This is a genomic window from Hyphomonas sp. UBA3601 (genome assembly GCF_002375605.1).
Classification (GTDB): Bacteria; Pseudomonadota; Alphaproteobacteria; order Caulobacterales; family Hyphomonadaceae; genus Hyphomonas.
The window spans coordinates 9,532-23,553 of sequence record NZ_DFME01000111.1 but is presented as its reverse complement, the minus strand read 5'-3'; the positions used below and the strand labels follow the sequence as shown (position 1 = coordinate 23,553).

The 14,022-nt window shown below is 60.2% G+C and carries 16 protein-coding genes; 5 read left to right on the top strand and 11 right to left on the bottom strand.

Annotated features, from left to right (window positions below; genetic code table 11):
- Together B4F73_RS11495 and B4F73_RS11490 are read right to left on the bottom strand one after the other, a co-directional pair.
- Positions 1-498 (bottom strand): DEAD/DEAH box helicase (locus B4F73_RS11495; protein ID WP_290483308.1); only part of this gene is annotated, 498 nt, incomplete at its 3' end.
- Positions 499-547: 49 nt separating this feature from the next.
- The gene (locus B4F73_RS11490; RefSeq protein WP_290483307.1) at positions 548-1,438 is read right to left on the bottom strand and encodes a histone deacetylase family protein; all 891 of its coding nucleotides are present in this window, start codon (positions 1,436-1,438) and stop codon (positions 548-550) included.
- Between the two features lie 137 nt (positions 1,439-1,575).
- Here B4F73_RS11490 and B4F73_RS11485 point away from each other — a divergent pair, with 137 nt between their 5' ends.
- The 3 genes from B4F73_RS11485 (at position 1,576) to B4F73_RS11475 (ending at position 3,254) form a co-directional block, all read left to right on the top strand.
- Positions 1,576-2,271, top strand: a complete 696-nt coding sequence (locus B4F73_RS11485) for a pirin family protein (protein ID WP_290483306.1) — start codon at positions 1,576-1,578, stop codon at positions 2,269-2,271.
- A gap of 82 nt (positions 2,272-2,353) precedes the next feature.
- Complete coding sequence (locus B4F73_RS11480) at positions 2,354-2,665, top strand: cupin (protein ID WP_206991239.1); 312 nt, start codon at positions 2,354-2,356, stop codon at positions 2,663-2,665.
- A 97-nt stretch (positions 2,666-2,762) separates the two neighbouring features.
- Positions 2,763-3,254 (top strand): hypothetical protein, encoded by a 492-nt coding sequence (locus B4F73_RS11475; RefSeq protein ID WP_206991240.1) that lies wholly within the window; start codon positions 2,763-2,765, stop codon positions 3,252-3,254.
- On the opposite strand, the gene B4F73_RS11470 is transcribed toward B4F73_RS11475, so the two are convergent.
- Both B4F73_RS11470 and queC read right to left on the bottom strand, forming a co-directional pair.
- A complete protein-coding gene (locus B4F73_RS11470; protein WP_290479876.1) occupies positions 3,251-3,670 on the bottom strand; it encodes a 6-carboxytetrahydropterin synthase in 420 nt (139 codons plus the stop codon). The genes B4F73_RS11475 and B4F73_RS11470 overlap by 4 nt on opposite strands.
- 129 nt (positions 3,671-3,799) lie before the next feature.
- Positions 3,800-4,507 carry a 7-cyano-7-deazaguanine synthase QueC gene (gene queC / locus B4F73_RS11465; protein WP_290483305.1) on the bottom strand — a complete coding sequence of 236 codons (708 nt, stop codon included), beginning with the start codon at positions 4,505-4,507 and terminating at the stop codon, positions 3,800-3,802.
- Between the two features lie 211 nt (positions 4,508-4,718).
- Between queC and B4F73_RS11460 the strand changes: the two genes are divergently transcribed.
- Together B4F73_RS11460 and B4F73_RS11455 are read left to right on the top strand one after the other, a co-directional pair.
- Positions 4,719-7,592 (top strand): TonB-dependent receptor, encoded by a 2,874-nt coding sequence (locus B4F73_RS11460; protein ID WP_290483304.1) that lies wholly within the window; start codon positions 4,719-4,721, stop codon positions 7,590-7,592.
- Positions 7,593-7,711: 119 nt separating this feature from the next.
- The gene (locus tag B4F73_RS11455; protein WP_290479879.1) at positions 7,712-8,854 is read left to right on the top strand and encodes a PQQ-dependent sugar dehydrogenase; all 1,143 of its coding nucleotides are present in this window, start codon (positions 7,712-7,714) and stop codon (positions 8,852-8,854) included.
- Between the two features lie 6 nt (positions 8,855-8,860).
- Here B4F73_RS11455 and recR read toward each other — a convergent pair whose 3' ends face one another.
- The 7 genes from recR to B4F73_RS11420 all read right to left on the bottom strand — a co-directional run.
- Complete coding sequence (gene recR / locus B4F73_RS11450) at positions 8,861-9,466, bottom strand: recombination mediator RecR (RefSeq protein ID WP_290479880.1); 606 nt, start codon at positions 9,464-9,466, stop codon at positions 8,861-8,863.
- A gap of 130 nt (positions 9,467-9,596) precedes the next feature.
- Positions 9,597-10,310: a response regulator transcription factor CtrA gene (ctrA, locus tag B4F73_RS11445; protein WP_034810668.1), complete on the bottom strand. Its 714-nt coding sequence runs from the start codon at positions 10,308-10,310 to the stop codon at positions 9,597-9,599.
- 135 nt (positions 10,311-10,445) lie between these two features.
- Complete coding sequence (locus B4F73_RS11440) at positions 10,446-11,285, bottom strand: AAA family ATPase (protein ID WP_034810665.1); 840 nt, start codon at positions 11,283-11,285, stop codon at positions 10,446-10,448.
- Positions 11,286-11,289: 4 nt separating this feature from the next.
- Positions 11,290-12,300: a flagellar biosynthesis protein FlhF gene (locus B4F73_RS11435; RefSeq protein WP_034810663.1), complete on the bottom strand. Its 1,011-nt coding sequence runs from the start codon at positions 12,298-12,300 to the stop codon at positions 11,290-11,292.
- A gap of 165 nt (positions 12,301-12,465) precedes the next feature.
- On the bottom strand, positions 12,466-12,732 hold the full coding sequence (fliN, locus tag B4F73_RS11430; RefSeq protein ID WP_034810661.1) for a flagellar motor switch protein FliN: 267 nt from the start codon (positions 12,730-12,732) through the stop codon (positions 12,466-12,468).
- Positions 12,729-13,133, bottom strand: coding sequence for a hypothetical protein (locus B4F73_RS11425; protein WP_034810659.1), 405 nt, complete (start codon positions 13,131-13,133; stop codon positions 12,729-12,731). Before B4F73_RS11425 ends, fliN begins: the two co-directional genes overlap by 4 nt.
- Positions 13,130-14,022, bottom strand: an 893-nt coding sequence (locus B4F73_RS11420; protein WP_290483303.1) for a FliG C-terminal domain-containing protein, incomplete at its 5' end; no start/stop codon positions are given. The genes B4F73_RS11420 and B4F73_RS11425, both read right to left, overlap by 4 nt.

The following is a 14,022-nucleotide window of genomic DNA, read 5'->3' as shown; positions in this document are numbered from 1 at the left end:
ATCCTTCAGACGCCCGAGCGCGCGATAGTCCGGGCGGAAATCATGGCCCCATTGGCTGACACAGTGGGCCTCGTCCACGGCAATCAGCGAGACCTTCATCTGGGCAAGCCGCTGGGCCAGCCCCGTGCCCATGCCTTCGGGCGAGACATAGAGCAGATCCATCTCGCCGCGCGCGGCCGCCTCCAGCGCTTCGGCGCGGGCATTGAAATCCATCGAGGAATCCAGCCGCTCGGCGCGCACGCCGACCTGTTTGAGTGCATCGACCTGATCGGCCATCAGCGCGATCAGCGGCGAGACGACAATGCCGATACCATCGCGCAGCAGCGCCGGGATCTGGTAGCAGAGCGACTTGCCGCCGCCGGTCGGCAGCACGGCGAGGCCATCCTTGCCCGCCAGCGTGTCGGCGATGACATCCTCCTGCAGCCCCCGGAAGGCGTCATAGCCATAGACGCGCTTCAGCAGCGCGCGGGCATCATCAAGAGTTGGCTGGGCAGGCATCAGCCTCTTGTGGCGACGCAAGTGAGTCGGGGCAAGAGCACAGGTGCCTTCACGCAGCCGCGCCGAACGCCTCGACAAGAAACGTATGGCGACGGGCGACGGCGCGGGCGTCACGGGCATAGCCGCCGCCGAGGACGCCGCAGAGCGGGGTGCCGGCTGATCGGCAGGCCCGCGCCACGAGATCGTCCCGCGCGCGCAATCCCTCATCGCTGAGGGACAGAAGGCCCAGACGGTCTTCTGCATGCGGATCGACCCCGGCATTGTAGAAGACGATATCCGGCGACGTACCAAGCGCGGCCTCGACCAAGTCTTCCAGCGCGGCCAGATAGTCCGCATCGCCCGTGCCCTTCGGCAGGCCGATGTCCAGATCAGAGGGCGGTTTCTCGCGCGGCCAGTTCTGCTCGCAATGCAGCGAGGCGGTGAAGACGCGCGGATCATAGCGGAAGATCAGCGCCGTGCCGTCGCCATGATGGACGTCGCAATCGATGACCGCCACGCGGCGCACTTCCTTCGTTTCCAGCAAGAGCTTTCCGGCAACGCCGACATCGTTGAACACGCAGAACCCTGCCCCGCCGTCGGGCCCGGCATGATGGCTGCCGCCGGCAAGGTTCACAGCGGCCCCCTGCTCCAGAGCAAGGCGCGCGGCGAGACATGTGCCGCCGACCGATGCAGCCGAGCGCCGGGCAATGGCGGGCGTGATCTCGAACCCGACCTTGCGCGCGGCCTTCGCGTCCAGCGTCTGGGTCATGATGGCGCTGACATAGGCCTCGTCATGCGCGAGGTGCAGCCAGTCTTCCAGCGCGGCCTCCGGCGCTATGAAACGGTGGCCCGCGTCGCGGAGAAATTCGGCCACGAGCGCATATTTGCGCATCGGGAAGCGATGGTCATCGGCGACCGTTTTCGCGTCATAATCGACATGGTGGATAATGGGCAGTGTCATATCGGGCGGAACCTAGCGGGTTTTCCGCCCGTTTCCACTTATGCACGGTGCGCATAGGTGTGATGGCTGGCCGCAATCTACAGGCTGCGCCCGGACGCGTCATATTCGCTGCAACACGAGCGCGAAAGGATATCGCCATGATTGAACACAGACCCTTCAAACAGCTCGGCCGGTTCCAGAATGACTGGCTGAATGCCAATTACCATTTCTCTTTTTCCGGTTATCACGACCCGAAGCGCATGGGCGAAGGCGCCCTGCGTGTCTGGAATGATGACACGATCCAGCCGCATACCGGCTTCCCGCCGCACGGGCACAGCTCGATGGAAATCATCACCTATGTCCGCACCGGCGCGATCACGCACAAGGATTCCATGGGCAATACCGGCCGTACCGAGGCCGGGGACGTTCAGGTCATGAGCGCTGGCGACGGTGTGCAGCATTCCGAGTGGAACGCCGAAGACGAGGAAACCACCCTGTTCCAGATCTGGATCCTGCCGCGTCAAGCAGGTGGCAAGCCTGGTTGGGGCGCCCGGAAATTTCCCAAAGGGGAACGGTCCGGCAATTGGGCGGTGCTGGCCTCAGGTGACGGCGCAGACGACAGCCTCGTCATCAATCAGGACGCCAATGTGCTCGGCGCGACACTGAAGGAAGGCGAAACGCTGACCTATGAAGTGAAGGAAGGCCGTCATGGATATCTGGTGCTGGCCGACGGATCTGTCGAGTTGAACGGCCTTGTCATGACCGGACGCGACGGGGCCGCCATCACCGGGCCCGAGACCCTGACGGTGAAGGGCGTTGCCGACGCCGAGATCGTGTTCGTCGACACGGTTTGATCTCTGCCTCCGGCCACGTTACTTCGAAGACCGGGCCGCAGCGCAATGCGGCTCGGTCTTATTGGTTGTGGGAGGTCACACGATGCAAGTTATCCGCGGCAAGGCGTTTACCGCGCCCAAGGCCTGGGGTGCGATCGATGTCGCAAACATGGACGGGATCACCACACGCCTTCACTGGACCGACCAGCCCTATATCTGGCACGTCAATGAGGGCGAGGAGGTGTTCGCGGTCCTCGATGGGATCGTGGACATGCACTACCGCGAAGACGGTGCAGAGAAGATCGTGACGCTGGAAACAGGAGACATTTTCTTCGCCGGGATTGGATGCGAACATGTCGCTCACCCCCGGGGTGAAGCCCGCATCCTTGTGGTCGAGCAGGAAGGCAGTGTTTGAACCCCTGACAGGTGCACTCCACGCTCACAGGCCTGTGACTTCTACGGGCATGGGCCGCGTGGTAGGATGAATCTATAGCAGTTTTGGAGAGACTTCGATGAAACGACTAGTTCCCCTCGCCGCCCTAGCCTTGCTGGCCGCCCCGGCCGCGCTCGCAGGCGAAATCAATGTCACCTTCAGCCCGGAATTCACCGAGGAGCTGAACGATGAATATGGCATGCGCGAAGCTGATTACCTGATAGAAGAAGTGCAGGAAGACCTGACCCGCGAACTCGGCAAGGCCGGGCTCGACATAGCCCGCATTGATGTGACCATCCTTGACGCCAAGCCCAACAAGCCGACGTTCAAGCAATTGGGCGATACGCCCGGCCTTGATTATGGCGACTCCAAAAGCATTGGTGGCATGAAACTGTCAGCAACGGCCTTTGATGCCAGCGGCAAAGCGACAGGCGACCTGACCTATGACTGGTATGAGACTGATATTCGTTATGCCGGTATCTCGACCTGGCAGGACGCCAAGCGCGCCTCTGACCGGTTTGCCCGCAAATTCGTGAAAGAACTGACAGCCGCGACGCCGTCCGGCAGCTAGAGAACCAGCTCGCACCGCTCATTCAGGCTTGGCCGGGAAATGGCGACTTTCGTCAGGCCCGGCAGGCCTTCTTTCAGGTCGGCTGCTGCCCAGAGGCAGATCCGCTCCAGCGTCGGCACTTCAAGCCCTTCAATGTCATTCAGCAGCTTGTGATCCAGCTTCGCTGCCGTAGCCTGCAGGCAGGCGGTCAGATGAGAGAAATCCTCAACCCATTGCTCGCCTGGCTTGACCGTGCCCGCAACCGTCGCCTCCAGTACAAAGGAATGGCCGTGCACATTGCGGTAGGGATGCCCTTCAGGCTTGCCGCCCATATAATGGGCCGCCTCGAAATTCACAGATTTCGAGATCGCAAACACGCGGCCTTCCGGGCTGGTCGCCGCGGCTGAGGTGCTGGTCTGGTCAGTCTGTGTGGTCATCGGTTCGTTTCAATTCTCGTGCGGTTTTGCGCCAACAAGTGCTCGAGGCGCGGATTGGCGCCCAATTGCTGGAAAAAGCTCGAAAAGTCCAGTTGTTATGGCTGCTTCTTCTGCAAGTGAATTGGGTGTTCAGGCACCGGCTTTCCAGCCTGCCCAGCCCTTTGCGCGCAGCTCACAAGCCGGGCATTCCCCACAGCCATAGCCCCACTCATGGCGCTGGCCGCGCTCGCCCAGATAGCACGTATGGGTATCTTCCGCGATCAGATCGACCAGCGCCTGCCCCCCCAGATCTTCTGCCAGCGCCCACGTCCCTGCCTTGTCTATGTACATTAGCGGCGTGTCGATCTGCATCGGAACATCGAGGCCAAGCCTCAGTGTTTCAGCCTGGGCGTCCATCGTCGTTGCGCGGCAGTCGGGATAGCCCGAATAGTCCGTTTCGCACATCCCGCCGACCAGAACAGAAATGCCCCGGCGGCTGGCCAGAGCGCCCGCCAAGGTCAGGAACAGCAGATTACGGCCCGGCACGAATGTGGAAGGCAGGCCGGCCTCTGTCATCTCGATGCTGACATCGTGCGTCATCGCCGTTTCTCCGAGCGACTTCAGCACGGTGGCGTCGAGCATATGGTCCGGTCCAAGACGGCTGCCCCAGTCCGCATTTAGGCCAGCCAGACCCCGCCGCACCGTCTCTCGGCAATCAAGTTCGATCCGGTGGCGTTGGCCGTAGTCAAAACCGACCGTCTCTACGCGCCCGAATCGCTCAAGCGCCCATGCCAGGCAGGTCGTGGAATCCTGCCCTCCCGAGAAGAGGACCAGTGCGGCGGTAGAAGAATGTGACATGCTGCGCCTGTAACAGGCATGGGCAACGCGGCCAAGCAAGGGCGTTACATTTTTAACACCCGCATTTTAAAACCCGTCATTACCCCAGCGTCATGTTGACAGACCCGTCACGAATGCATTCAGATGACAATTGAAGCAGGCCCAAAAGAGGCCGGCTCGGCTAAAATTGCTCGAGGCAGCACTAAAGCGGCCCGAGGGGAGGAAACAAAACATGCGAAATATCAGACACTCGAAATCCGTCTGGCTGGCTGGGGCATCCGCTCTCGTGGTCGGTCTGGTGGGGCCGATGGCCGCCGCTCAGGATGATTCCGACGAAAGCCCGCGCACCCTGTCAACGGTCACGGTGACAACACAGAAAACCGAGGAATCCATTCAGGATGTTCCGATCGCGGTTTCCGCGTTCGATGAAGATGCCCTCGACCGGCTCCAGCTTGCCGGTGGCCCTGACCTGGTGAAATCCATTCCGAACGTCAGCTTCACCAAAGGCAACTTCACATCATTCAACTTCAAGATCCGCGGTATTGGCGCCGACGTGGTTGCACAATCCGGTGATGCGGGTGTGGGTATCCACCAGAACGACATTCCGCTTACGGCCAACCGCCTCTTCGAAGCCGAGTTCTATGATGTTGAACGTGTCGAGGTCCTGCGTGGCCCACAAGGTACGCTTTATGGACGCAACGCGACTGGCGGTGTGTTCAACCTGATTACTGCCAAGCCGGTACTGGGCGAATTCCAGGCAGATGCCGAGCTGACCTATGGCAATTACAACACGTTCAAAGGCAAGGGCATGGTCAACCTGCCCCTTGGCGAAAACGCCGCCCTGCGTGTGGCTGGCTCCTATCTCGGCCGTGACGGCTATGTGGACAATCTGACAACCGGCAATGATGTCGATGATCGTGACCTCTATAGTGTGCGGGCGACCCTCGCATTCGAGCCCACAGACTGGGCCCGCGGTTGGATTTCGGTTGAGCATTTCGAAGAAGACGATTCCCGCCTCCGCTCCGGTAAGCAGCTGTGCGACAAGGACGAAGGCTTCGACAGCTTCATGGGCATTCCGGTCTCAGCTGTTGACCAGTTGGCGACGTCACTCGGCTGTGAAGATGCTCCGCTCGACCAGTCCCGTGACCGCGTGAATTCGCAGGCCACCCTCGCTGGCGGCCTCGGCATCTTTGCCGGCCTCCTGAACGGTGATGTGAACCTGGCCCCGGCCATTTCGGACCTGCGCAAGATTGAGTCGGCCTTCGACCCAATGTACCAGGCCGACCAGACGCTCTATTCATGGAAAGCTGAAGCCGATATCGGCGACAATCTACTGCTGACCTATCTCGGCAGTTATAGTGAGAGCTCGGTCGTATCGCGTGAGGATTACAACAAGGCCTCTGCATCACTGACCTTCAACACAACGGCCGGCCCCTTCATCAACCCGGCCCTGGCACCACTCTATCCCCTCCTGTTCCCAGGCGGCGTCGTGACCGATCCGGAACTTGGCGCTGCCAATTCCTTCCGGACCTTCGACCTGTCTGGTGGCAATAGTGAGCAGACCACTCACGAACTTCGGCTCCAGTCCGACTATGATGGTCCGTTCAACTTCAACCTTGGTGCCATCAAGGTGGATTTCGAATCCATCGATCCGTACAATGCTGAAGACGGTTATTACGTTCTGTCGAACGCGCTGACGGCTCTGACGCAGATCAATAATGCGGCTGGTGGCGCCCTGTTCGGCGGCAATGTTCCGCTCGATAGCGGCTCTACGACCTCCGATGGTGCGTCCCTGTTCGACCTGTCCCTGAATGGTGACGGCGGGAACTATTTCCGCTCGCTGTCCCCCTACCAGCTGGAATCCTTCGCTGTCTTTGGTGAAGGTTACTATGACGTCTCTGACGATCTCCAGCTCACGCTGGGACTTCGCTATACGGATGACCAGAAGGAACAGGACATCGTCTCGACCTTCCTGTTCACTCCACAACCAGCAGGCGCAGACCCACTTGCGTCTCAAGGCAAGCTGAAAGCCGACTTCCAGGAAATCACTGGCCGTATCGGTTTTGACTACACAGCTGATCTCGACTTCACAGACGATACGCTGATCTACGGCTTCTATTCCAAGGGCTACAAGGGTGGCGGCATCAACCCGCCACAGCCAGCAGGTGCAAACCTGTTCCCGCAGACCTTCGATCCGGAATTCATCAACTCGTATGAAATCGGAACGAAGAACACGTTTGCAGGCGGCACCGCCCAGCTGAACCTGACCGGCTTCATGTATGACTATGAAGGCTACCAGATCACGCAGATCATCAACCGCTCTTCGGTGAACATCAACGTGGACGCAGAGCTTCAGGGTCTTGAGCTGGAAGCCCTGTGGACGCCGGCAGACAATTGGCTGCTGACGGCTAATCTCGGCCTTCTGAATGCCGAAGTCGTCGACACTTATGGCATCGACGTGCTCGACCGCACCAATGGACGAGCAGATCTCGTCGCGCTGAAGAATTCCAGCACCTATTCGAACTGTGTCGTGTCCGCTCAGGGCTATGCCACAGTGCTGGGAGCCATTCAGGGCGGCCTGCTTGCTCCGGGTTCCACGCTTGGCCTCTGTACCGGCGCATTCTCCGGGCAGGAAGCCGCCTTCGGTCTGGACGGCGTCACCGTGACCTACACGGACTCCAATGGCGACACGCAGACGGCCACGGCCCTGCAGCCCATCGAAGGGGATGCCAAGAATCTGGATGGCAACTCCATGCCGGGCGCCCCGGACATGACGCTGAACCTGGCGGCGGAATACACATTCCCAGCCATCAGCAATTCCAACTGGGACCTTACGATCCGCGGCGACTACTACATGCAGTCGGAAAGCGAGAGCCGTATCTGGAACACGCCGCGCGATGGACTGGAATCCTGGTCCAACGTCAACCTGTCGATCCTGCTCAATAATCCAGAGAGCGGATGGGGCGTGGAAGTCTTCGCCAAGAACTTGACCGACGAGGAAGTCATCACCGGCACGTACCTGACCGACGATTCCTCAGGCCTGTTCACCAACGCCTTCCTGACCGAGCCAGCTCTCTACGGCGTCACGGTCAAGAAGTCCTGGTAGGACCCGGACTCGTTTGAATTCCAAGGGCGGCCTTTCGAGGTCGCCCTTTTTGTTTGGCCAATCGGCAGGCTCGTCCTATGGTCCCAGCAAACCTCCCTGCCTCAAACGGAGACGCCCTCATGCGCCCTATCATCCCCCTGCTTCCGCTCGCACTGATTGTTGCCGCTTGTGGCGGGCCAGCTGAAACCACGCCGGTCGCAACAAGCGACTTTGACGTGAAACTCACGCCCGTCGTGACCGAGGCCGAGTGGCCCTGGGGTCTCGCCTTCCTGCCGAATGGCGATTTGCTGTTCACAGAGAAGGAAGGCGGCCTGAAATTCGTGGCTGGAGGCGAGGGCACCCCCTCTTCCGTGACCGGCCTGCCGGAAGCGTTCATTGAAGGTCAGGCAGGATATCTTGGCCTGGTGCTGGATCCGGACTTCGAGACCAACCGCATGGTCTACATCTCCTACTCCAAGGGCGATGGTGCCGCGAACGCAGCAGCCGTCATCAAGGGCCGCCTCAGCGACGATGCCAGCGCGCTGCAAAATGTTGAGGAAATCTTCTGGGCCGATGCGCGCGATACCGCCTACCATTATGGCTCGCGCCTGCAATTTGCGAATGACGGCACCCTGTTCGTTTCCCTCGGCGAGGGCTTCAGCTTCATGAAGGATGCTCAGGATCCCACCAATACGCATGGTACCATCGTCCGCATCAACACAGACGGCTCTATTCCTGCAGACAATCCGTTTGCCGATGGTGAAGCCGGTGCGCCCGCAGTCTGGTCCTATGGTCACCGCAATGTGCAGGGGCTCTACTACGACACCGCCACGGACACGTTGTACGAGACAGAACACGGCCCCAAAGGCGGCGACGAACTCAACATCTCCACGCCCGGCGCGAATTATGGCTGGCCCAAGATCACCTATGGCGTGAATTATGATGGCACAATCATAACGAATGAGACCGAAGCCGAAGGCATGGTTCAACCGCTCACTTATTGGGTACCATCAATTGCTCCTTCAGGCCTCACCATGCTGACCAGCGACGTTTATCCGGGCTGGAAAGGCGACCTTTTCACGGGCGGCATGAACGGTCCGGCCGGACTGGAGCTGACGCGGATCGACATGGAAAATGGAGAAGTGGTCGGCAAGCAGTCACTGTTTGACGAAGAATATGCGATCCGTGACGTGGTTCAGGGCCCCGATGGTCACCTCTATGTCGCGACCAAGGATTTCGACGGCATATTCCGCGTGGATATCGCTGAAGCGGAAGCCGAATAGGCCCGATCAGATATCGCGGCGTGACCTGAGTGCGGCGGCGAGCGTACCATCATCGAGATGGTCCAGTTCGCCGCCCACAGGTACGCCATGCGCCAGACGCGTGACACTGACGCCCTTCCCTTCAAGCAACTCGGCCACGTAGTGCGCTGTCGTCTGGCCATCAACAGTGGCATTGAGCGCGAGGATCACTTCGCGTATGCCGCCCGCGTCCACGCGGGTCACCAATGACGGAATGTTGAGGTCATCTGGCGTAATACCGTCGATCGCCGACAGGACGCCGCCGAGCACATGGTAACGCCCCCGGAACGCGCCACCGCGCTCCAGCGCCCAGAGATCCGGCACGTCTTCCACCACGCACACCAGCGCATCATCGCGCCCACCTGCCTGGCACACTGCGCAAGGCTGCACCGTGTCGAAATTCCCGCAGACCTTGCACCGTTCGATCTTCTCGCCTGCCTCAGCCAGCGCGTCGGCCAGCGGTTTCAGCAAAGTGTCGCGACGCTTTAACAGGAACAGGGCAACGCGCCGCGCAGACCGGGGCCCGAGGCCCGGCAGGCGCGAGATCAGTTCAATCAGGCGAAGGATTTCAGGACCGGCAGAATTCTGGGACATGGCGTTCAATGTCAGCTATTTGCGCCTGGTTGCAAGCCGGAACGTGCAAAAGCCATTTGCGCGCAAAACAAAACCCCGACCTTTCGGCCGGGGTTCGGGAAGCACTCTTAAAGCTTCAAAACTCTGGGCGTCAGGCCGCCGCTTCGACTTCCGCCGTCTTCGAGCTTGGACGCGGATCGCGCAGAACATAACCGCGCCCCCAGACCGTTTCGATATAGTGGTTGCCGTTGGTCGCATTCTGCAGCTTCTTGCGCAGCTTGCAGATGAAGACGTCGATGATCTTCAATTCTGGCTCGTCCATGCCGCCATAGAGGTGGTTCAGGAACATTTCCTTGGTCAGCGTCGTGCCTTTCCGGAGGGAAAGAAGCTCGAACATCTGGTATTCCTTGCCGGTCAGATGAACGCGCTCGTCGTCCACTTCCACGGTCTTCGCGTCGAGATTCACAACGATTTCGCCCGTGCGGATCACGCTCTCGGCATGGCCTTTGGAGCGACGCACAATGGCGGTGATGCGGGCGATCAGCTCGTCCTTGTTGAATGGCTTGGTGAGATAGTCGTCGGCGCCGTAGCCGAGCGTCTTCACCTTCGCTTCAATGTCGGGATTGCCGGAGAGGATCATCACAGGCGTGTTCACACGGCCCATGCGCAGCTGCTTGAGCACTTCGTACCCGGAAATATCAGGCAGTGAGAGGTCAAGCACGATCATGTCGTACTCATAGACCTTGCCGAGGTCCACGCCCTCTTCGCCGAGGTCGGTGGTGTAGATGTTGAAGCCTGCAGCCTTCAGCATCAACTCGATGGAACGAGCCACCGCACTATCATCTTCAATCAGCAGGACGCGCATCTCTCGTCTCCCGAATCATCATTACGACCAAGCTAGCCGCATTTCCTGTCAATGTGAATCCTACGGGCTGTTCCTTTAACGAAGGTTAACAAGCCGTACGATCCGCCCCCAAAACTTCTACTTTCTTCACACAGATTAATAGCCAATATCGACACCTTGACGGGCGCCTATGAGCATCTGGGAAATTGCAATTGCATCCTGGATCGGCTGTGCCTGCTGGTCTGTGGAGATCAGCGTCTTCTGGCAGCGGATCGCATCGCGCACTTTCGGATCCCGCATTACGGTGCCCGCAAGATGTGGACGGAAGCCGAGGAAGGTCTGACAAGCGCGCGCAATCGCTTCATAGGTGCGCTGGCCTGCGGCCCGGGACTCGGCCTGATTGATACAGATGACCGGTTCGACATTCGGCGCGTAACCGCGCAACACCTTGATGAACGCATAAGCGTCCGTCATCGAAGTCGGCTCGTCGGTAATGACCATGAGCGCCTTGTCGGCGGCGCGCGCCAAGCGCATGCAATTGGCTTCGATCCCGGCGCCAAGGTCCACGACCACCTGGTCGTATTGCAGCGCCAGCGCCGAAAGGCCTGCAGCAAGGCGGGCAACTTCCTCAGGCGGAAGCTCAGCCAGCGCGCCAGAGCCGGATCGGCCAGGCAATACGTCAAAGCCGCCATCTGCTGCGCCGCCATCGACGGCCGTCACAGCGTCATCCAGTTCGACCCAGCCTGCGATGACCGCGGCGAGGTCGGTTTCCGGAGCGATGCCGAGTTGAACGTCGACATTGGCAAGGCCCAAATCGCCATCCACCAACAGTGTGCGCTTGCCGGCCTGGGCAAAAGCGGAGGCCAGGGTAATGGCCATGAAAGTCTTGCCGACACCACCTTTGCCACTCGCAACAGCGATGATCGAGGCTGGCGCGACGCGAGGGGTCGGCCGCTGAGCCGGACGTTCCTGCGATTTTCGAAGCATGAAGCTCATAGGACTACGCAGCTCCTTTCAGGGCGATCACATCGCCGGGGGCATCTTCCATCAACAAGGCAGCCAGCCGGGACGGCGCTGCCGGCACCAGCCCGCCGCCTATAAAGGGCGTAACGGCAAGGTGCGAGAAGGCGATTCCCGCAGAAGACAGAGCCGAAATGGCCCCTCCCCGCCTGCGGGCAATATCGAGTTTGGTCAGGATAGCGCGGCGTATGCCAGCGCGGGCAAAGATGCGGGCAGCATCTGCCTGATCTTCCGGGTGACCTTCGGCTGACATGACAAGTACGGGCTCGGCGCGCACGACCTGAATCAGGTCCTGCAGACTGTCCATGTCATCCTGGTCGAACGCATTGATCGATGGCAGGTCAATCACACAGCGATGCCCGGCGGCCCGTGCGGTGCGCAACGTGTCGAAAAGGGCATCTGGCGTCAAAGCGGTGCGAATCTGGCCACGCTCCTGTTCCAGATAGGCTGCGAGCTGAGCGCCGCCTGCAGTTCCATCAAGGTCTGCAGCAATTGGCAGGATGGCCGTACGGGCAACCGCCGCCCGGCGGGTCAGTTTCGCTGCAGTGGAGGTCCGGCCATGTCCTGGCGGCCCCACGAGGATGATGTCGCGTTCCATGCGGGCCGCAATCGGATCGCAGGTGACGATGCGCTCCAGACCGGCCGCGATCGAATCCTCTGGCGAGTCGCCCGGAACCGCATTCTGATCAGCGCCCTCATGAGCCACCCGATCCGCAAAGCGCTTGGGGGCGCCATGCCATAGAAGAGCGTCGCGAACGCGACTGTAGAGAGGGTTTTCAGAGCCACGACCATGTCCGGTGCCACGGGCTTCTCGCAGGAATAGCGGTTCGCTTGGAACAACGCCGCCTCCCAGCTTGTCCGTTGCAGCGCGAACTTCCACACCGCCGTCGATCTCCCGTTCAGACAGGATGACCGCGTCCGCTCCCATTTCGGCAAAAATCATCGCTTTGGCGGCCTCAAGGGTCTCCGCGGCGAACATCTTCATGCGCATGTTTGCATGTTCCCTTGTGTTGATCACCCCGCCGATCGCCACCCCAATAGGCCGACAGGACATGCTTTCGTTGGAAGCAGTTAACACCGGCAAAGGTTAACAACTTCCTTTCTTCCGTTAGGAATTGGGCGGCCTTGCAATGTTTTAATGATAATTACCTAAGCGTCAGGCAGCCGCGCGATCGTCGACGATTTCCGACAGGGTCACGCCCAATTGGCCATCCGCTATAACCAGTTTGCCCCGCGCCATCAGGCGATCTGACAGATAGATGTCAACCGGCTCACCCGTATGGCGTTCCAGGGCAACGATGTCCCCTTCTGCCATGGCCATCAGTTCCTCGATGGGCATCCGCAGTTCACCCAGCACCACATCCACCCGGACAGGCACATCCATCAGGCTCTTTTTCAGCGCGGGATTGGCAGAATCAGTCATGAGGTACCTTCGGGTGTAACACGCGTGAGAGATTGCCGGGCGTCGAACAGATCACCCTGCCCGTCAAGAATGGTGCGGGCGGTGGCCCTTATTAACGCATGGGCCCGGTCACTGAAACCCTCCTCATAGGCGCAGGCCTCCAGATGACCTGTCAGCGCCACGAGATTGGCGAGGGCTTCGTTGAGTGCATTCGTCACGCCCTGCAAGCGCTCGCTGTCGGCGCGGGCCGCTTCGGCGCGCACACTGGCAGCGCCTTCCGCACGGGCTTCCGCCAGCATTTCCAGCAATTCCGGCGTGGTCAGCTTCACCGGTGGGTCGAGCTCGACCGGAGCCGCTTCGCCCGGACTGAAATCGCTGCGAAATTCAAATTGCGTAACAGATTTGACAGCGCGGTGGATCATTCGACGAGTTCATCCTCATCTTGCGGACGTCCTGCGCGAATGTCTCCGCGCTCGATCAGCGTGCGGGCCAGATCAACCAGTTCCATTCGTGCGGCTTCAATCTCGCTGCGGCGCACGGCGCCAAGCATGTCGATTTCCTCGCGCAGCAATTCTCCAGCGCGTTGCGTCATGTTTCGGAAGAAGGCCGCGCAGGTCTCTTCGCGTGCGCCTTTCAGCGCAAAGGTGAGGCGTGTACGGTCTGCGGCAGACAGCAAGGTCTGCAGTCCCCCCGCATCCAGATTCGCCAGATCGTCGAAAGTGAACATCAATGAGCGGACGCGCTGTCCGGCGCCTGGCACAGCGGATTCCAGCGCAGACAAAAGGCTTTGTTCTGAACGGCTATCCATCCGGTCGAAGATACGGGCGACACCTTCATGACCACCGGTTCGGGAAGCTGGCGCCGCACCGGCCATCCATGCCGACACGGCTGTTTCGAGCGCTGCGACCGCGCTTGGATGCGCCGGACCCAAGTGTAACAGGCGTTGCATCACCTCGACGGCGACAGGTTTCTCGAGCGCCTTCAACATGCGCGCCGAGGCTTTGCCATCCAGGCGGGAAAGCATCAGGGCAAGTGCTTGCGGGTGCTGGCCCTCAGCCAGTTTCAACAAATCTCGCGTTTCAAGTTCAGACACTTCAGCCCAGATTGGCGTATCGGCTTCGGTAGATGCGCCGCTGCGCGCATGCGCCTGTTTGTAGCTTTCCAGCGCATCAGTCTCATCACGCAAATCATCATCCAGCGCGTCCATTGCGGCAGAAAGTGCGCGGGCTTCCTGCGGGCTCAATTCGCTCCAGACTGGCGCGGCCTCAGGCCCCAGAGCGCGCATCAGACGCGCCGACCGAGCAAGCCCGG